This is a genomic window from Streptomyces sp. NPDC031210 (genome assembly GCF_055570395.1).
In genome coordinates, this window is sequence record NZ_JBVIHH010000006.1 from 133,964 (window position 1) to 152,668 (window position 18,705).

Below are 18,705 nucleotides of genomic sequence, written 5' to 3' on the forward strand. Positions count from 1 at the left end.
CCGGGGAACCCTCACACGGAGGAGGGGTGCTCGCCGGCGATGGCCATCACGTAGCGGCCATAGCCCGAGTTCCCGAGCCGTGCACCCAGCCGGTGGCACTCGTCAGGACCGATGAAGCCCCTACGGAGCGCCACCTCCTCGACACAGGCGATCCGCACCCCCTGCCGCTCCTCCAGGGTCCGTACGTACTGGGCCGCCTGGAGGAGCGACTCGGGGGTCCCGGTGTCCAGCCAGGCGAAGCCCCGGCCGAGCTCCCGCAGCCGGGCCCGCCCGCGCTCCATGTACATGCGGTTCAGATCGGTGATCTCCAGCTCGCCGCGTGCCGAGGGGCGCAGGGCCGCGGCCCGCCCCACCACGTCGTTGTCGTAGAAGTAGAGACCCGTGATCGCACGGTTCGAACGGGGCCTCTCCGGTTTCTCCTCGATGGATATCAGAATTCCTTCCCCGTCGGTCTCGCCGACCCCGTACCGCTCGGGATCGTGCACCTCGTAACCGAACAGAAGGCACCCGTCCAGCTTCTCCCGCTCTTTCCTGAGCACTTCGGAGAAGGAATGTCCGTGGAATATGTTGTCGCCCAGCACTAGGGCCACGGAATCGTCCCCGATGTGGTCGGCGCCGATGACGAAGGCCTCCGCGATCCCGTTCGGCTTGGGCTGCTCCGCGTAGTCGATGCGCAGCCCCAGATGGCTGCCGTCACCGAGGAGGCGCCGGAACTGCGGCAGATCGTGAGGGGTGGTGATGATGAGGATGTCCCTGATGTCCGCTAGCATCAGCACCGAGAGCGGATAGTAGATCATCGGTTTGTCGCCGACCGGCAAGAGCTGTTTGGAAACGGCCAGCGTGATCGGATACAAACGACTTCCCGTGCCTCCTGCCAGAATGATTCCTTTCATGGACGCGATGTTATCCACGCGATATCGGCAGGCACAAGGAAGAGAATCCGGGGTCGAGTTGAAATCGAGCTGGATGCGAGTCCGATCCGCTGAACTCGGTGCCCATCCGAGCGGAAATGGAGAATACCTGTGACCATTCGTGTATGGGGATATCTGGACGAGTACGCGGCAGAACGGGAGGACATTCTCGACGCGGTGGACACCGTCTTCGGCTCCGGTCAGCTGGTCCTCGCCGACAGCGTCCGGTCGTTCGAGGAGGAGTTCGCCGCCCGGCACGGAGCCCGGCACTGCGTCGGCGTGGACAACGGCACCAACGCCGTCAAACTCGGCCTAGAGGCCCTCGGGGTGGGGCCCGGAGACGAGGTGATCACCGTCTCCAACACCGCCGCCCCGACCGTCGTCGCCATCGTCGGCACCGGCGCCACCCCGGTCTTCGTCGACGTGCGCGAGGACTACCTCATGGACGTCTCCCAGGTCGAGGCCGCCATCACCCCGCGCACCCGCTGCCTCCTCCCGGTCCACCTCTACGGCCAGTGCGTCGACATGGCCCCCTTGGAGGAGCTGGCCGCACGGCACGGACTTGCCGTCCTCGAGGACTGCGCCCAGGCCCACGGTGCCCGTCACCACGACCGGACGGCCGGGACCATGGGCACCGCCGCTGCCTTCTCCTTCTACCCGACGAAGGTCCTCGGTGCGTACGGCGACGGCGGCGCGGTCCTCACCTCCGACCAGGAGGTGGACCGCAGGCTGCGCCGGCTGCGCTACTACGGCATGGAGGAGCGCTACTACGTCACCGACCTGCCGGCCCACAACAGCCGCCTCGACGAGGTCCAGGCCGAGATCCTGCGCCGCAAACTCCGTCGGCTCGACGACTATATGACGGCCCGTCGGGAAATCGCCCGGCGGTACGCCGAAGGGCTCGGCGACACCGAACTCGTCCTCCCCGAGACCGCCCCGGGCAACGACCACGTCCACTACGTGTACGTGGTGCGCCACCCGCGCCGGGACGAGATCATCGAGGCGCTGCGGGAGCGGGACATCGAGCTGAACATCAGCTACCCCTGGCCGATCCACACCATGACCGGCTTCGCGCACCTCGGCTACCGGGAGGGCTCCCTGCCCGTCACCGAGCGGTTGGCCCGCGAGATCTTCTCGCTGCCCATGTACCCCTCATTGGCCCCGGAAGCGCAGGACAGGGTCGTCGAGGCTCTCCGAGAGGTCCTCAAGACCCTGTCCTGAACGGCTTCTTCGCCCTGCGTGGCGGCGGCTCAGACCTGCCGGGCCTCGGCTGCCGTCACTGACAGACGGGCGGTGAAGAGCCCGTTCTCGCTCCGGCTCAGCTCCCGCAGGGCCGCGGCGTGCGGCGCGAACCCGGGCTGCCGCACCGCCCGCTGGAACGAGGCCCGGTCGGTCCACACGGCGAGGTTCACGTAGCCGGCCGGGTCGTCCACCTCCCGCAGCAGGCTGTGTCGGACGAATCCGGGCTGGCGCGCCATGAAGGCGGACGTCCGGGCGAACACCTCCTCGAACTCCTCCGCCGTCCCGTGGACGGTGAACCGGTTGACGAAGGTCACCTCGGGACCGCGGCTGGCCGGACCGGCCTCGCTGACAACGTTTGACTCCTGCTGCTCGCCGCTCGACATGGGCTGGTCCACCCCTCTGTTCGTCGTCTCCGTCCGACATCCGCGGACGCGTGCCGGGGAGCCTGGCAGCGGCCCGTGGAGGACGTCTCGACACCGGCTGACCACCGGCGCGGAACTCCGCTCACCCGACCCCCACCTTCTCGGCCACGGGCGGCGCGGGGAGCGTCTCCTCCAGGCGCTCCTTGGCGTAGGCCCGGGTCAGCCGTTCGAAGACGTAGCGTCCGATGCCGTCGGCGCAACGGTCGGTGGCCAGCAGGTGGTTGTCGGCGAGGACCTCCAGGACGGACTCCAGCTCCCGCACCGGCTGGCTCAGCAGCTCGGCCGCCTGCGACGCGGTGAAGGGCGTCTCGCCCAGCATGCTGAGCAGCCGGAAGACCCCCTGCTCCTGGTGGCTGAGGCCCGCGTAGCTCGCGGCGAACCGGGAGCGCACGTCCAGCTCGCCGAGCCGAGCCACGTCGAGGATCCGGGGCGTGGCCTCAAGCCGGTCGGCGAGCGCCGACAGTGAGAGCCCTGGCCCGGCAGCGAGTCGACCGCCCACGCACCGTAGGGCCAAGGGATGCCGGCCGAGCAGCTCGACGGTCCGGTGCGCGGCCTCCGGTTCCCGGTCCACCCGCTGCCGGCCCGCCAGGACCGCGAGGATCTCCAGGGCCTCCTTCGGGGAGGGCGCGCCCAGCTCGACCCGCTCGGCCTCCACCAGGGCGGTCATCCGCCGGCGGCCGGTCACGAGCAGCGCGCAGCGCGGGTCTGCGGGCAGCAGGTGCCGGATCTGGGCCGAGGACGCCACGTCGTCCAGGAGCACCAGCACGCGGCGCCCCGCCGTACGGGACCGGAACAGCGCCCCGCACTCCTCCAGGCCCTCCGGGATGCGCGAGGTCGGGACCTCCAGGGCCCGCAGGAAGCCGCGGAGCACCTCGGAGGGGTCACGCGGCTCGGCGGCGGAGCCTCGCAGGTCCGCGTAGAGCTGCCCGTCGGGGAAGTGCGGGCGGAGCGTGTGCGCCAGGCGGACGGCCAACGCGCTCTTGCCGATGCCCGGGGGGCCGGTCACGACCCCTATATGAGCCGCCGTGCCGTCGGCTGCCGATCCGCCGGGCTCGCGCAGCGCCGCCTCCAGTTCCCTGAGGACGTCGTCACGGCCAACGAACCCTGCAAGCCCGGCTGGCAGTTGGGCTGGTGCCCCGATCGACTCCCGCACGGCGACCGGCGAGGGCAGTTGGGCGGGGACCTGAGCGTCACCGGCACCGGCACTGGGCACAGGAAGGTGTGGTCCGGGCAGTGCCGGGGTCATGGAGACGGGCGAGGGCGGGAGTACGGGCCTCGGCGCGGGGACGGGCGCGAGCGGAAGCTCCGGCGGTAGCGGGGGAGCGAGGGGTGCGGGGGCTCCACCCGCCGGGGCGTCCGTGTGCGCGAGGGCCGGGGTGGCCGGGGCAGCGGCAGGGCCTAGCGGCGCGGCGGAACTGGTCCTCGGCCGTCGCGCGGGCTCCTGGGGTTCGGCGGGCGAGTCGGACAGCAGGGTGTGCTGAAGACGGGCGAGTTCCTTGCCGGGTTCGAGGCCGAGTTCGTCGATCATCTTCTGCCGCAGAGCCTGGTAGACCTCCAGCGCCTCGTGCCGCCGGCCGGACCTGTGCAGGGCCACCATCAGGAGTCCGTGGAGGTGTTCGTGCAACGGGTGGGCCAGCACCAACGCCTTGAGCTCGCTGATGAGTTCGCGGTGCCGGCCGTTCTCCAGGTCGGCCTCGATCCGCAGTTCGAGGATGCGGAAGCGCAGCTCCTCCAGCCCGGTCACGTACGAGAGGAGCCGTCCCCCTGTCTCGACGTCGGCGAGCGCGGGTCCGCGCCACAGGGCCAGGGCCTGCTCGAAGCATGCCAAAGCCGCTGCAGAATCGCCCCGTTGGAGCAGTTCCTGGCCTTCCTCCGCTTTCCTCTCGAACAGGCTTACGTCCAGACTCGACGACGGAATGGTGAGGCTGTATCCACCCGGCTGGGTCTGGAGCAGGTTCCCGTGTCCCTGTTTCAGAAGGAGCTTGCGGAACTTGTAAATGTACGTCTGAAGGGTGGTCACCGCGCTCGGGGGCGGGAGCTCGGGCCATAACTCGTCGATCAGCTCGGACGACTGCACCACGGTGTTGTGCCGCAGCATGAGCAGGGATATGAGCTGACGCGGCTTGGGCGCGGTCGGCATGATGTTTCGACCCCCCGAGATGATTTGGACGGGACCTAAAAGCCGGAACTCCAAGATGTTTCCCCCGTTTCAACTGAGTCGCGCACGGCCTGTCATCGCCACGCCGTGCGCGCCCTCTACGTCGGCCGATCACCTCGACTTCACGGTAGATCCTTGAAAACGACTGGTCAATGTTGGGGCGGGGGACCGAAGGGGCCCCGATGGATCGCTGAAGAAAAGACAGAATGTCCAATCTGTCGGATCTTGACTCGCGGTCCGGGAAAGGTTCCCGTAAAGCCGCGTCCCATCGAGGAATGGCGGAGATTCGATCCCGCCACGGCCGCCCGCTGGGCCGGTATTCGACAGGCGTCAACTGGTGGGTTGCTGCTTGCGGCTTATACCGGGAACCTAATGCATGAGGCACCTTTTCCCGTCAAACTCGGCGGGTTCATCGCCCTCCGGAGCGCCCCCCGGTGCCGCCGGACGCCCCTCAGTCGTACGGACGATTCAGGGGGATCGGCCGATCCGCGCCCCGTCCGGCACCGCGCCCAACGTCCCGGCTCCAGTGTTCCTCCAGCGGGACTCCAACGGAGGGACCGCTCCGCGGCGTTCCCGGCCGGGTCGTCCGACACGCTTCCGCCGCCCGTGTCAACTCTCTCCGCTCCTCCAATCGCCATTGAGTCGAATGCGAGCTATTCCGCGCACGCTCACTCCGTGGACATTTCCGATGTGGTCGACACAGGGCTCTGCGTCGCAATGGACAGGGCTACGGGCACCGGTAAAGGGGGACGCTGATGAATACAGCGACGAATCGCTGTGTAGTCATCACGGGAATCGGAATCGTGGCTCCCGGTGCCATCGGTGTGAAGCCGTTCTGGGACCTTCTGACGGCGGGTCGCACCGCCACCCGCGCCATAACGGCTTTCGATCCCGAACCCTATCGTTCCCGAATAGCCGCGGAATGCGACTTCGACGCCTCGGCGGAGGGGCTCACACCCCGCCAGATTCGCCGAATGGACCGGGCCACGCAATTCGCGGTGGTCGCTGCGCGAGAGGGAATCGAGGACAGTGGGATCGACCGCGAGGCCCTGGACGGCTCCCGGATCGGGGTGGTCATCGGCAGCGCGGTCGGCTGCACCACGAGCCTGGAGAACGAGTACGCCGTCGTCAGCGACAGCGGCAGCCGATGGCTCGTCGACCACGCCTACGCCGTCCCGCACCTCTTCGACTACTTTGTGCCCAGTTCCATCGCCGCCGAGGTGGCCCACGACCGCATCGCGGCGGAAGGGCCGGTCTCACTGGTGTCGACGGGGTGCACCTCGGGCCTCGACGCGGTGGGCCGCGCCGCCGATCTGATCGCGGAGGGCACGGCCGACGTGATGGTGGCAGGGGCCACCGAGGCGCCCATCTCGCCCATCACCGTGGCCTGTTTCGACGCGATCAAGGCCACGAGCCCCGACAACGACCGGCCGGGCGAGGCCTCCCGTCCCTTCGACCGCACCCGCCGGGGCTTCGTCCTCGGCGAGGGAGCCGCCGTCTTCGTCCTGGAGGAGCGGGAGCACGCCCGCCGCCGGGGCGCCGAGGTGTACGCCGAGATCACCGGATTCGCCTCCCGCTGCAACGCCTTCCACATGACCGGTCTGCGGCCCGACGGACGGGAGATGGCGGAGGCGATCAGGGTCGCGCTCGCCACCGCCCGCACGGAGCCGTCCACGATCGACTACGTCAACGCCCATGGCTCGGGCACCAAGCAGAACGACCGCCACGAGACCGCGGCCTTCAAGGCGAGCCTCGGGGAGCACGCGTACCGGACCCCCGTCAGCAGCATCAAGTCGATGATCGGCCACTCGCTGGGCGCCATCGGCTCCCTGGAAATCGCCACCTGCGCCCTCGCCATCCGCCATGATGCGGTCCCGCCCACCGCCAATCTGCGCGTGCCCGATCCCGAGTGCGACCTGGACTACGTACCTCTGGAGGCCCGTTCCCTGCCGGTCGACAACGTCCTCACGGTCGGCAGCGGATTCGGCGGCTTCCAGAGCGCCATGGTGCTGTCCGGACCCGACGCACGGGGCCGGGGGGCGGCGTGAACGCGGACACGGTCATCACCGGGATGGGGGTGCTGGCCCCCACCGGCCTGGGCCATGACGAGCACTGGAAGAACATCCTGAGCGGCGCCTCGGCGATCGGCCCTGTCACCCGGTTCGACGCCGAGCCCTACCCCAGCCGACTCGCCGGCGAGGTCGCGGACTTCGTCCCGGAGGAGCACCTGCCCAGCCGGCTCCTGCCCCAGACCGACCACATGACCCGGATGGCCCTTGTGGCCTCCGACTGGGCCCTCGCCGACGCCGAGTTCGACCCAGCCCTGCTCCCGGAGTACGGGGTGGGCGTCGTCACCGCCGCCTCGGCGGGCGGCTTCGAGTTCGGCCACCGGGAGCTGCAGAACCTGTGGGACCGAGGACCCGAGTACGTTAGCGCCTACCAGTCCTTCGCCTGGTTCTATGCCGTCAACACCGGCCAGGTCTCCATCCGGCACGGACTGCGCGGCCCCGCCGGAGCCCTGGTCACCGAACAGGCAGGCGGCCTCGACGCTCTCGGGCAGGCCCGCCGGCAGCTCCGCCGGGGGCAGCCGATGGTGCTCGCCGGAGCCGTCGACGGATCCCCCTGCCCGTGGGGCTGGGTGGCCCAGCTCAGCACCGCCAGGATGAGCCGGGAGTCCGATCCCGCCCTCGCCTACCGGCCCTTCGACGCCGAGGCCGCCGGTTACGTGCCCGGGGAGGGTGGCGCCCTGCTCGTCCTGGAGAGCGAGGAGGCCGCACGGGCGCGCGGCGCACGCCGTCGGTACGGACGGATGGCGGGCTACGCGGCCACCTTCGACCCGCCGCCCGGCTCGGGACGCCCCGCGAACCTCGTACGGGCCGTCCGGGCCGCCCTCGACGACGCAGAGCTCAGACCCGAGAAGATCGACGTGGTCTTCGCGGACGCGGCGGGCACCCCGGAGGAGGACGCCGTCGAGGCCGACACGCTGCGCACCCTCTTCGGCCCCCACGGGGTCCCGGTCACCGCGCCCAAGACCATGACCGGCCGGCTGAGCGCCGGAGGCCCCGCCGTCGACGTGGCCACGGCCCTCCTGGCGCTGCGCGAGGGCGTCATCCCCCCGACCGTCCACGTCTCACGACCGCTGCCGGACCACACCCTCGACCTCGTGACAACCCCGCGCCGGGCCCGGCTCGCCACGGCGCTGATCCTCGCCCGGGGACAAGGGGGGTTCAACTCGGCCCTGGTCGTGACGGGCCCGCGCTGACCCCACCCGCCCCACACCCCCGCCCCCTGACAGGAGACATGGAGATCATGGACCGGCTGACGACCGACAGGCTCATGGAGATCATGCGCGAGTGCGCCGGTGACGGTGACGCGATGGAGACCGACCGCCGCCCCGAGGACGTCGAGTTCGCCTCGCTTGGCTACGACTCCCTGGCCATGCTGGAGACATTGAGCAGGCTGGAGCGGGAGTTCGGCGTGGCCATCGACGAGGAGGAGTTCGCCGGTGCCGTGACCCCGGCCGAGCTCACCACCGTGGTCAACCGTATCCTGACCGAGACCGTCTGACGGCCGGTGTCCCGGCCGGCCGGGACACCGGCCTCGAGAGCGGTCGAACCGGTCCAGATTCATCACCATGTTCGCCAGCATGTACTCCGCGGGCCTCCGGCCGGCTGAGGCCGTTGGGCTGACAAGGCCCGATGCTAGCTCCCTGACGAGGGGTGGGGGGCGCCACGCTTCACCGGACCCGGCCGACGTGGAGGAAGAAGCGACCCGCACTGGCCCCGGCCGTGCGACGATGCCGGTATGAATCGACTGGCTAGCGAGCAGTCGTCCTACCTACTCAGCACGCCTCCAATCCGGTGGATTGGTGGCCATGGGGAGAGGAGGCGATGACGGAAGCTAAGCCTCGATCCACCGGGTGACGGTTGGTCCAGTGTCCGGATGTGAAAGTGGAGATGCGCTCTGACTTGTGAGAATAGGAGTTCTCTAGGCTTCTACTCGACGAGTCCGGAGGTGCATCTCGGGGATGCGTTCTTCCATGCCGCCACGTGCGGTGTCCGCAGCCTTTGATGATTCCAACCTGGTCGCGGACGCCGGCCTGGCCCGGTGATGCGCTTGGCCGAGCGGGGCGGCTGTCGGAACTGGTCCGCGAGACCGTACGCATCAACAGTGCGGACAACGGTGGCGGTGCGAACGCGGCAGCGAAGGTGATGCCGCTGGTCGCGGCGATGTGCGCCGGGGCCGACAGCATCGATGACGCGCTGCGGCATGGAGCGGCGCGTGTTCGGTCCCGCCAAGCAGGGCGCCCAGGTCGGCCGGTTCAAAGGCTTCCGCACCCTGCACCCGCTGCTGGCCACGATCTGTACCCCGACCGCCCAGCCAGTCATCGCCGCGGTCCGGCTGCGTCAGGGCAAGTCGGCCGACTCCCGCGGCGCCGAACGGTTCATGACCGAGGCCCTGACCACCGCGGCCGAAGCCGGCTGCACCGGCATCCGTGTCCTGCGTGCGGACAGCCAGTTCTACAACGCCGACGTGGTAGCCGCCTGCCGTCGGGCCAGCACCCACTTCTCCACATGACGGGGATGAACCCCTCGATCAAGCGGGCCATCGCCGCCATACCGGAGGGCGCGTGGACACCGATCCGCTACCCGAGGGCGGTTGTCGATCCCGACACCGGCGAGCTGATCTCGGACGCCGAGGTCGCCGAGATACCTGCCTGCACCGCCTTCACCGGCCGCAAGAAGGCCGAGCAGGTCACCGCCCTCCTGATCGTGCGGCGGGTCCGGGGCCTGGCCAAACCCGCCACAGTCAGCGAACAGGGCGAGTTGTTCCCGGCCTGGCGCCACCACCCGTTCTTCACCAACAGCCCTTTCGAGACCCTCCAGGCCGAGCGGCAGCACCGCCACCACGCGGTCATCGAGCAGGTCATCGCCGACGGCAGAGCCGGGCCCCTGGCCCACCTGCCTTCCGGAAAGTTCAACGCGAATGCCGCGTGGCTGATCCTGTGGGCGACAGTCCACAACCTGCTGCGGGCCGCGGGGCGCCCTGGCCTCGTCCTTCCACACCAAGGCCACCACCTCAACCCTCGGCATCCCGGTCGTCTTTCACCAGTTACTCCTAGCCCGGCGGCCAGCCGGTGGCCGGACGCGTTTGGACGACGCAATTACAAGGCAGCACCGGCCAACCAGCCGCAAATGTTCTGATCAGGCAGAACGTCACTCAGCAGCACGAACGCTCACGGTCTCGTAATGCGTAGGTCTCGGGTGCGAATCCCGAAGACTTGGTCGGTCGACCAGGTCTGGTTCATGAGTATGTGAGGGCCGCTGCATTCCATGTGAGGGTGACGGCGTCGCCGTTGAGAAGCGCGTCTGCGAAGGCGGTGACCTACCGGACGACGTCGGTGAAGCGTTCGGGGTAGCTGGTTGGGGCGGGGCCTTGTCGGCGGCGCCCGGCGGCGTAGGAGGTCTGGCGACGCGGGCCGAGGTCGGTGATGGTGGCGCTGAGAGGTTTCAGGGGTGATGCCGCGGTGTGTGGCGGTGGTGGTCAGTGCCGTGGTGAGGGGCGGACTCACCGCACACGACGGCGCGAGGGGCCTGTGCGCATACGGCCAGCAGATCTGCGTGCGCCGTCTCTGGGGCGTCTGCCCCGCCGGTACACCCCACGGGACAGTTCGTCTGTCTCCCCTTCCGTGGCCGAGTACGCCAGATCCGCGGGGGGGGGGAGCAGGGCTTGACGCGCCTGCGCCGTCGCGAACGTGGGGGAGAGGTCGGCCAGCCGCTGCTCCAAGCGCGAGTTTTCCGCAGCACTCAGGTATCGAATGACAGTCCTCCAGCGATCTTGGAGGATCGATTTGATACATCCTGGCAGCGGCTGACGGTCAGGGCGGATCGGAACAGTGACCGAGGGTGCCACGAGCCCCCAGGCCAGGCGCCCATCCCGTGGGATGTCCCGGGGCTTTTCGGGGACTTTCCGCCGGGTAAGCAGGGAAGGCCCTGACAGCGCTGAAAGAAGCGAACGCGCTGGTCAGGGCCTACCACCTCAGCACTCGATGATGTTCACCGCGAGCCCGCCCCGCGCCGTCTCCTTGTACTTGACGCTCATGTCGGCGCCGGTTTCCTTCATGGTCTTGATGACCTTGTCGAGGGAGACGTGGTGGCGGCCGTCGCCGCGCAGGGCCATGCGGGCGGCGGTGATGGCCTTGACGGCGGCCATGCCGTTGCGCTCGATGCAGGGGATCTGCACGAGGCCGCCGACGGGGTCGCAGGTGAGGCCGAGGTTGTGCTCCATGCCGATCTCGGCGGCGTTCTCGACCTGTTCGGGGCTGCCGCCCAGGACCTCGGCGAGGCCGCCGGCGGCCATCGAGCAGGCGGAGCCGACCTCGCCCTGGCAGCCGACCTCGGCGCCGGAGATCGAGGCGTTCTCCTTGAAGAGCATGCCGATCGCGCCGGCGGCCAGGAGGAAGCGGACGACGCCCTCCTCGTCGGCGCCGGGCACGAAGTTGATGTAGTAGTGCAGGACCGCGGGGATGATGCCGGCCGCGCCGTTGGTGGGGGCGGTCACGACCCGGCCGCCGGCGGCGTTCTCCTCGTTGACGGCCATCGCGTAGAGGGTGACCCACTCCATGGCGTGGGCCAGCGGGTCGCCGTCCGAGCGGAGCTGGCGCGCGGAGTTGGCGGCGCGGCGGCGGACCTTCAGGCCGCCGGGCAGGATGCCCTCGCGGGACATGCCGCGGGTGACGCACGCCTGCATGACCCGCCAGATCTCCAGGAGGCCGGCGCGGATCTCGTCCTCGGTGCGCCACGCCTTCTCGTTCTCCAGCATCAGGCCGGCGATGGACAGGCCGGTCTCCTGGGAGAGGCGCAGGAGCTCGTCGCCGGTGCGGAAGGGGTGGGTCAGGGGGGTGTCGTCCAGCTTGATGCGGTCCTCGCCGACGGCGTCCTCGTCGACGACGAAACCGCCGCCGACCGAGTAGTACGTCTTCTCCAGCAGCGGCGCGCCGGTGCTGTCGTAGGCGAAGAGAGTCATGCCGTTGGCGTGGTACGGCAGGGAGCGCCGCCGGTGCAGGATCAGCTCGGTCGACTCGTCGAAGTCGATCTCGTGGGCGTCGCCTATCTCGGCCCCCATCAGCCGCAGCCGCTTGGTGGCGCGGATCCGCTCGACCTCCGCGTCCGCGGTCTCGACGTCGACGGTCCGGGGGGAGTGGCCCTCAAGGCCGAGCAGGACGGCCTTGGGGGTGCCGTGGCCGTGGCCGGTGGCGCCCAGGGAGCCGAAGAGTTCGGCGCGTACGGAGACCGTCTGGGCCAGGAGTCCGTCCTTCTTGAGGCGTCCGGCGAACATCCGGGCGGCGCGCATCGGGCCCACGGTGTGGGAACTGGAGGGGCCGATGCCGATGGAGAAGAGGTCGAAGACGGAGATGGCCACGGTGGCGGACTCCCTTGTCTGCTCGTGGTGGACGGTGGAGCAATGGGGCAGGAGGTGCGGCAATGGGGCAGGAGGTACGTTTCCGCACCGGCTGTCGAGCGTAACGCGGACGCGGCGCGGTGCCGCCGGACGGGAAGCGTCGGGCGGGCGGCGCCGGGCGGAACGGCGGAAGACAGCGGTGGGGGAGGGGAGGCGCTGACGGGGGCCGGTGGCCCGGGACAAGGCCCCGGGCCACCGGTGCGTTCCCGCGCGGCCCGGTCCGCCGGTCGTGTGCCGGGGACCGGACCGTCCGCACCTGGTGAATCGCGTCACAGGCGGCCGGGTGTCACCGGCCGCGCCGCACCGGACGCGAGGCGTCACGGCGACGCCCGCACCGCCTCGGCGACGTGGGCGCCACCACGGTGACGCGGAGGCGTCACAGCGACGGGTAGAGGGGGTGCTTGTCGGCGAGCGCGGTGACGCGGGCCTTGAGGGCCTCGGTGTCGTACGACGGCTTGAGGGCCTCGGCGATGATGTCGGCGACCTCACGGAAGTCGTCGGCCTGGAAACCGCGGGTGGCCAGCGCCGGCGTGCCGATGCGCAGGCCGGAGGTGACCATCGGGGGACGGGGGTCGTTGGGGATGGCGTTGCGGTTGACCGTGATGCCCACCTCGTGGAGGCGGTCCTCGGCCTGCTGGCCGTCCAGCTCGGAGTCGCGCAGGTCGACCAGTACGAGGTGGACGTCGGTGCCGCCGGACAGGACCGAGACGCCGACCTCGGTGACGTCCGGCTGGACGAGGCGCTCGGCGAGGATGCGGGCGCCGTCCAGGGTGCGCTGCTGGCGCTCCTTGAACTCCTCGGACGCGGCGACCTTGAAGGAGACGGCCTTCGCGGCGATGACGTGCTCCAGCGGACCGCCCTGCTGACCGGGGAAGACCGCGGAGTTGATCTTCTTGGCGAGCTCCTGCGTGGACAGGATCACGCCGCCGCGCGGGCCACCGAGGGTCTTGTGGGTGGTGGTGGTGACGACGTGGGCGTGCGGCACCGGGTTGGGGTGCAGTCCGGCGGCGACCAGGCCGGCGAAGTGCGCCATGTCGACCATGAGGTACGCGCCGACCTCGTCGGCGATGCGGCGGAACGCGGCGAAGTCGAGCTGGCGCGGGTAGGCGGACCAGCCGGCGACGATCAGCTTGGGGCGGTGCTCCTTGGCGAGGCGCTCGACCTCTTCCATGTCGACCAGGTTGGTCTTGTCGTCGACGTGGTAAGGCACGACGTTGTAGAGCTTGCCGGAGAAGTTGATCTTCATGCCGTGCGTGAGGTGCCCGCCGTGGGCGAGGTTCAGGCCCAGGATGGTGTCGCCCGGCTTGATGAGGGCGAACATGGCGGCGGCGTTGGCCTGCGCGCCGGAGTGCGGCTGCACGTTGGCGGCCTCGGCACCGAAGAGCGCCTTGATCCGGTCGATGGCGATCTGCTCGACGACGTCGACGTGCTCGCAGCCGCCGTAGTAGCGGCGGCCGGGGTAGCCCTCGGCGTACTTGTTGGTGAGGACCGAGCCCTGGGCCTCCATGACGGCGACGGGAGCGAAGTTCTCCGACGCGATCATTTCGAGGGTGGACTGCTGGCGGTGGAGTTCGGCGTCGACGGCGGCGGCGACGTCGGGGTCGAGCTCATGGAGGGAGCTGTTGAGGAGCGACATGAGGTCTTCCTGGAGGGGTCAGGCGGCGCGAAGCGCTTCCGCGTGGGCGGTGGCGGTGAGGAGGGCCGGGAGGCTCAGCCGCCGGAGAAGGCGGTGTACTCGTCGGCCGAGAGCAGGTCGCCCGGCTCGCCGGAGCTCTTCACCTTGAACAGCCAACCACCCTCGAACGGGGCGGAGTTCACCAGCGAGGGGTCGCTGACGACGTCTTCGTTGATCTCCGTGATCTCGCCGTCGACCGGTGAGTAGAGATCGCTGACCGACTTGGTCGACTCCAGTTCACCGCAGGTCTCGCCCGCCGTGACCGTGGTGCCGACCTCAGGAAGCTGCACGTAGACGACGTCGCCGAGCGCGTTGGCCGCGTGCTCGGTGATGCCGACCGTCGAGACGCCGTTCTCGGCGTCCGACAGCCACTCGTGCTCCTTGCTGTAGCGGAGCTGCTGGGGGTTGCTCATGGCTCGATTCTCCTGTACGCGAGGGTGTGATCGTGAAACGGGGTCTTGCACAGTGAGACGCGCCGGGCGCGCCGGTGGCACGACCGCGGTGCGCGGTGCGGTACGGGTGCTACTTCTGCCGCTTGTAGAAGGGCAGCGCGACGACCTCGTACGGCTCATGGCTTCCACGGATGTCCACCGCGACACCCTCGGTGCCCGGGGTGGCGTACGCCGCGTCGACATAGGCGATGGCGAGCGGCTTGCCCAGGGTGGGGGAGGGCGCGCCGGAGGTGACCTCGCCGATGACCGTGCCGTCGGCGGCCGCGACGACCGGGTAGCCGGCGCGCGGGACGCGGCGGCCCTGGGCGATCAGGCCGACGAGCTTGCGCGGCGGGCTGGCCTCGGCGCGCGCGGCGGCCGCCTCCAGCGCGGCGCGGCCCACGAAGTCACCGCCGTTGGAGGTCTTGTCGAACTTCACGACCCGGCCCAGGCCCGCGTCGAACGGCGTGGTCGCCGTCGTCAGCTCGTGCCCGTACAGCGGCATGCCCGCCTCCAGGCGCAGCGTGTCGCGGCAGGACAGGCCACAGGGCACGAGCCCGGCGTCCCGGCCGGCCTCGGTCAGCGCCTCCCACAGGGCGACCGCGTCCGCGGGCCGGACGAACAGCTCGAAGCCGTCCTCGCCGGTGTATCCCGTACGGGCGATCAGCGCGGGCACGCCGGCGACGGTGCCGGGCAGGCCCGCGTAGTACTTCAGGCCGTCCAGGTCGGCGTCGGTCACCGCCTTGAGGATGCCCGGCGACTGCGGCCCCTGGACCGCGATCAGCGCGTAGGCGTCCCGGTCGTCGCGGACCTCGGCGTCGAAGCCGGCCGCCCGCTCGGTCAGCGCGTCCAGCACCACCTGGGCGTTGGAGGCGTTGGCGACGACCATGTACTCGGCCTCTTCGAGGCGGTAGACGATCAGGTCGTCCAGGATGCCGCCGGCGGCGTCGCAGATCATGGTGTAGCGGGCGCGGCCGGTCTTGACGCCGCCGATGTTGCCCACCAGGGCGTGGTCGAGGAGGTCGCCGGCCTGCGGGCCGGTGACGGTGATCTCGCCCATGTGGGAGAGGTCGAACAGGCCGGCGCGGGTGCGGACGGCGACATGTTCGTCGCGCTCGCTGGCGTAGCGCAGCGGCATGTCCCAGCCGGCGAAGTCGGTCATGGTCGCGCCGAGCGCACGGTGCGTGGCATCCAGTGCGGTACGGCGGGGGGCATCAGTCATGGTTCCGGGCTCCCAGACATGGGTGACAAGACGAAGTCTCCCCATCTGTCATCGGAACCTGAGAGGTTCACCGGGATCCCGCGAACGGGCCGGTTTGCACCTTGGGTGGAACCGCACCGCTGCGGCTCGCTTTTCAGATCTGCCTCGCCCGCGCGGTATAGGGGCCTGAGAGATTCAAGGGAGGACTTGCTCCTTCGGCGCCCCGCCGTGGCGGCCGGGGACTCTCCCGCGCGGATTCAAGCGGCCGGTATGGAGTTGGCTGTGCACGGCTGAGCGCGAGTGTGCACGTGGCGCCGACATCATTGCACGACGTCGCCGGATGCAGCAGTCCCGGGCGCCCACCCGTTCACGGGCCGGACGGATCGGGCAATCGCCTTGATGGCCATTACCTTTCCTTGACACTCTGCGGGGAGGGGACGGTCGCGAGCCGGACCCAGCACAGGACCGGGAGGTCGATCACGGTGCACAGCGAAGCCGCAGGCGTGACCACCGCGGGAGCCACGCCCCCGCACACCGCCCGGGCGGGGCACACCGCCGCGGTGCCCGGGCGCCGCCGCCCGTCACCGGCCGTAGTCCGCCCGGGACGCGGCGCCGAGGTCCTGGACCTCAGGGGAGCGGGCACCGGCCGCCCCGCGGCCACCATGTGCTTTCCGGCCGGCGACCTGGTGGTCGTCTCCGGCCTGCCGGGCAGCGGCAAGAGCACCCTGATGCACCGCGTCGTGCCGCCGCTGGACGGGCGGGGCGCGGCGGTGCACCGCATCGATTCGCAGGACGTCCGCGCCCGCTTCGAGAGCGGCCGCCTGCGCCGCCTGCCCTACGGCCTCTACCGCCCGCTGGTCCGCGCCGCCCACTACCTCGGCCTGCGCCGCGCCCTGCGGTCGGGGGAGAGCGTGGTGGTGCACGACTGCGGGACGCTCGCGTGGGTGCGCCGCTGGCTCGCCCGGTCGGCCCGGCGCGGCGGCCGCGGCCTGCATCTGGTGCTGCTCGACGTGCCGCCCGCGGTGGCGCTGTCGGGGCAGGCGTCCCGAGGACGCGGGGTGTCGGGGTACGCCTTCGCGCGGCACCGCCGGGCGGTGGGCCGGCTGGTCGGCGGCGCGGAGAGCGCCGGGCTGCCGGCCGGGTTCGCGTCCGTGACGCTGCTGGACCGGCCGGCGGCGAGCGCGCTGGAGGCGGTCGCCTTCGGCTGACGGGCCGGGCCGGGCCCGCCGGCCGGCCGCTCCCGACCGCCACCCGCCGCCGCCTTCGACCGCCGCCTCCGGTGCCGCTAGGGTCTTTGGCCAGATAGCGCGGTTCGGAACGGGTGGGTGGACATGAGCATTCCTGACATGGGGATACCGCAGTTGGCGTGGCCTGCGAACGAGCTCGAAGAGGTGCTGGCCGCCGCCGTCGGCCACCCCGGCGCCGGTGGCCGGATCGTCGAGGTCCTGGGCCGCAGCCTGGTGTGGGTGCCCCTGCCCAACGGCGGCGGCCCCCAGAGCGCGGGGCCGGGCGCCGGCGGCCTGGACCTGCCCACCGTCGAGATCGGCGGGGAGGTCTACGTCCCGGTCTTCAGCTCCGAGCAGGAGTTCGCGCGGGTCGTCGGCTCGCACCTGTCCTTCACGGTCGCACCCGCTCGGGAGTTCGCCCGCGGCCTGCCGCCGCGGATCGGCATCGCGGTCAATCCCGAGGGCACGATCGGTGTCCCGCTGCCCCCGGCGGCGGTGGCGGAACTGTGCCGGGTGGGGCGCGGCGAGGCGGACGGCCCGGCGAGCGGCGGCCGGGTGCGGTTGTTCGAGCCCGACTGGCAGGACGAGCCGGTGGACTTCCTGGCCGCGGCCGGACTGGAGTTCTCCGGTGCCGGATTTGTCCTGACTGCCCGGCGTGCCCTGGCCAGTGTCGAGGGCGACACGCCCGCGCTGTTCGTCGGAGTTCAGGTCGCCACGACGCCCGCCGCGCTCCAGGACGGCACCGCCCGCGAGGCGGCCCTGACGGCCCTGGGACGTGCGCTCGGCGCCGTTCCGGTGCCCTGGCCCGTACAACTGGTCATGCTGGACCTCGCCCAGGGCGACCCGGTCGCCGACTGGCTGCTGGAGCGCGTGCGGCCCTTCTACTCTCGCGACCCCTCGTAAGCTGGTTGGATGACGGGCGGGCGCACCCCACGTGCCCTGCTGACAGAAGGGACGGACCACGTGAGCGCGGGTGCGCATCAGGGAGCGGCGGCGGCCGGACAGGTCGAGCAGATGCTGCGGCAGGTCTCGCCCGGTCGCTACGACACCTATGAGGCACTGCTGCACGCGCTCGCCGCGGGTCAGGTCTGGATGCTGCTCTGGCACGGCCGGGCCGGTATGCCCGACGCGCAGTACGGAAACATGGAGGTCGACGGCCTCGGCTACGCCCCGTGTGTGACCTCGGCCCCCGAACTCGCCGCCTCCGGCTGGAACCGCGACCACGAACTCGTCACCGGCCCCGAGATCGCCGCCGCCCTCTTCCCCGACCGCTGGGGCCTGTGGCTGAATCCGCACGCTCCCGGCGGCGGTGTCGGCATCCCGTGGCTGGACCTGCGCCGTATCGCGGGCGGCCTGGACCGCCTGCCCGCCGGGCCGCTGCGGATCAGCGAACCGGTCATCGAGATCCCGCAGTTCTACGCCCTCCTGGCGCAGAACGCCCACCGCACGCCCGCGGTCCGCTCGCTGCGCCGGGCCTGGGTGCAGCCCGCCCTGGGCGCCCCTTATCTGGCGATCGGCCTGGATCTGTACGACACCGGCCAACTCGCGGTGGAATCCGCCCGGTTGATGATCCAGCAGTCGATCGGCGCGGTGCCGGACGGGCTGCCGGTCTCGACCGTCGCGATGAACGACGAGTACGACCCCGTCGGGATGTGGATGCGCGCCTCGGCCCGCCCCTTCTTCGACCGCGACGGCTACGGCCAGGCGCCCGCCGCCGCGCCCTCCTACGGTTACGGATACCCGCGTCCGTACTGACCACGGCCGCCACCGGACGAGACCCTAACGCGCCGTTCTTGGCCTGAATTCGCCTCTTGTGGCCGCCGGTTGAGTCCCTTTTGCACCCTGGCGCGCTCCGCTCAGGCGCCACCGCTGTCCGTATAACGGAAGCCCGCTGACCACATCACAGTTACGCATCCATTCACCTCTGGGGCTGGTGAGTGATCGCGAATCGGATGAAGACTCCGGCTGCAGAGAGCTC

Annotated in this window: 17 protein-coding genes and 2 riboswitches; of the genes, 10 read left to right on the forward strand and 7 right to left on the reverse strand. The window is 70.5% G+C overall.

What is annotated here, in order from left to right:
- Positions 1-11 precede the first annotated feature (11 nt).
- Positions 12-893 (reverse strand): glucose-1-phosphate thymidylyltransferase RfbA, encoded by an 882-nt coding sequence (gene rfbA, locus ACZ45Z_RS13690; RefSeq protein WP_468361120.1) that lies wholly within the window; start codon positions 891-893, stop codon positions 12-14.
- Between the two features lie 129 nt (positions 894-1,022).
- Here rfbA and ACZ45Z_RS13695 point away from each other — a divergent pair, with 129 nt between their 5' ends.
- Entirely contained in the window at positions 1,023-2,132 is a 1,110-nt protein-coding gene (locus ACZ45Z_RS13695) for a DegT/DnrJ/EryC1/StrS family aminotransferase (protein WP_468361122.1), read from the forward strand.
- Between the two features lie 29 nt (positions 2,133-2,161).
- On the opposite strand, the gene ACZ45Z_RS13700 is transcribed toward ACZ45Z_RS13695, so the two are convergent.
- Positions 2,162-2,548 carry an antibiotic biosynthesis monooxygenase family protein gene (locus ACZ45Z_RS13700; RefSeq protein ID WP_468361125.1) on the reverse strand — a complete coding sequence of 129 codons (387 nt, stop codon included), beginning with the start codon at positions 2,546-2,548 and terminating at the stop codon, positions 2,162-2,164.
- Between the two features lie 109 nt (positions 2,549-2,657).
- Positions 2,658-4,715, reverse strand: a complete 2,058-nt coding sequence (locus ACZ45Z_RS13705) for an AfsR/SARP family transcriptional regulator (RefSeq protein ID WP_468361128.1) — start codon at positions 4,713-4,715, stop codon at positions 2,658-2,660.
- A gap of 773 nt (positions 4,716-5,488) precedes the next feature.
- Between ACZ45Z_RS13705 and ACZ45Z_RS13710 the strand changes: the two genes are divergently transcribed.
- From ACZ45Z_RS13710 to ACZ45Z_RS13735, 6 genes are all read left to right on the forward strand, one after another.
- Complete coding sequence (locus tag ACZ45Z_RS13710; protein ID WP_468361131.1) at positions 5,489-6,781, forward strand: beta-ketoacyl-[acyl-carrier-protein] synthase family protein; 1,293 nt, start codon at positions 5,489-5,491, stop codon at positions 6,779-6,781.
- Positions 6,778-7,995: a ketosynthase chain-length factor gene (locus ACZ45Z_RS13715; RefSeq protein WP_468361134.1), complete on the forward strand. Its 1,218-nt coding sequence runs from the start codon at positions 6,778-6,780 to the stop codon at positions 7,993-7,995. The genes ACZ45Z_RS13710 and ACZ45Z_RS13715 overlap by 4 nt, the downstream gene beginning before the upstream one ends.
- A 38-nt stretch (positions 7,996-8,033) precedes the next feature.
- Positions 8,034-8,300 (forward strand): acyl carrier protein, encoded by a 267-nt coding sequence (locus ACZ45Z_RS13720; RefSeq protein ID WP_468361137.1) that lies wholly within the window; start codon positions 8,034-8,036, stop codon positions 8,298-8,300.
- Positions 8,301-8,593: 293 nt separating this feature from the next.
- On the forward strand, positions 8,594-8,656 hold the full coding sequence (locus ACZ45Z_RS13725) for a hypothetical protein (protein WP_468361629.1): 63 nt from the start codon (positions 8,594-8,596) through the stop codon (positions 8,654-8,656).
- 358 nt (positions 8,657-9,014) lie between these two features.
- Positions 9,015-9,311: a hypothetical protein gene (locus ACZ45Z_RS13730; protein ID WP_468361140.1), complete on the forward strand. Its 297-nt coding sequence runs from the start codon at positions 9,015-9,017 to the stop codon at positions 9,309-9,311.
- On the forward strand, positions 9,308-9,937 hold the full coding sequence (locus ACZ45Z_RS13735; RefSeq protein WP_468361143.1) for a hypothetical protein: 630 nt from the start codon (positions 9,308-9,310) through the stop codon (positions 9,935-9,937). The genes ACZ45Z_RS13730 and ACZ45Z_RS13735 overlap by 4 nt, the downstream gene beginning before the upstream one ends.
- 835 nt (positions 9,938-10,772) lie before the next feature.
- On the opposite strand, the gene ACZ45Z_RS13740 is transcribed toward ACZ45Z_RS13735, so the two are convergent.
- From ACZ45Z_RS13740 to gcvT, 4 genes are all read right to left on the reverse strand, one after another.
- A complete protein-coding gene (locus ACZ45Z_RS13740; protein ID WP_468361147.1) occupies positions 10,773-12,155 on the reverse strand; it encodes an L-serine ammonia-lyase in 1,383 nt (460 codons plus the stop codon).
- A gap of 415 nt (positions 12,156-12,570) precedes the next feature.
- On the reverse strand, positions 12,571-13,830 hold the full coding sequence (gene glyA / locus ACZ45Z_RS13745) for a serine hydroxymethyltransferase (RefSeq protein ID WP_468361150.1): 1,260 nt from the start codon (positions 13,828-13,830) through the stop codon (positions 12,571-12,573).
- A 74-nt stretch (positions 13,831-13,904) separates the two neighbouring features.
- A complete protein-coding gene (gcvH, locus tag ACZ45Z_RS13750) occupies positions 13,905-14,282 on the reverse strand; it encodes a glycine cleavage system protein GcvH (RefSeq protein ID WP_468361153.1) in 378 nt (125 codons plus the stop codon).
- Between the two features lie 109 nt (positions 14,283-14,391).
- The gene (gene gcvT, locus ACZ45Z_RS13755) at positions 14,392-15,522 is read right to left on the reverse strand and encodes a glycine cleavage system aminomethyltransferase GcvT (protein ID WP_468361156.1); all 1,131 of its coding nucleotides are present in this window, start codon (positions 15,520-15,522) and stop codon (positions 14,392-14,394) included.
- A 35-nt stretch (positions 15,523-15,557) separates the two neighbouring features.
- A riboswitch (glycine riboswitch) is annotated at positions 15,558-15,665 on the reverse strand.
- Positions 15,666-15,761: riboswitch (glycine riboswitch) on the reverse strand.
- 243 nt (positions 15,762-16,004) lie between these two features.
- On the opposite strand from gcvT, the gene ACZ45Z_RS13760 reads away from it, so the two are divergent.
- The 3 genes from ACZ45Z_RS13760 (at position 16,005) to ACZ45Z_RS13770 (ending at position 18,482) form a co-directional block, all read left to right on the forward strand.
- Positions 16,005-16,709 (forward strand): AAA family ATPase, encoded by a 705-nt coding sequence (locus ACZ45Z_RS13760; RefSeq protein ID WP_468361159.1) that lies wholly within the window; start codon positions 16,005-16,007, stop codon positions 16,707-16,709.
- A gap of 123 nt (positions 16,710-16,832) precedes the next feature.
- Positions 16,833-17,630, forward strand: coding sequence for an enhanced serine sensitivity protein SseB (locus tag ACZ45Z_RS13765; RefSeq protein WP_468361162.1), 798 nt, complete (start codon positions 16,833-16,835; stop codon positions 17,628-17,630).
- 60 nt (positions 17,631-17,690) lie between these two features.
- Positions 17,691-18,482, forward strand: a complete 792-nt coding sequence (locus ACZ45Z_RS13770; protein ID WP_468361165.1) for an enhanced serine sensitivity protein SseB C-terminal domain-containing protein — start codon at positions 17,691-17,693, stop codon at positions 18,480-18,482.
- Positions 18,483-18,705 lie beyond the last annotated feature (223 nt).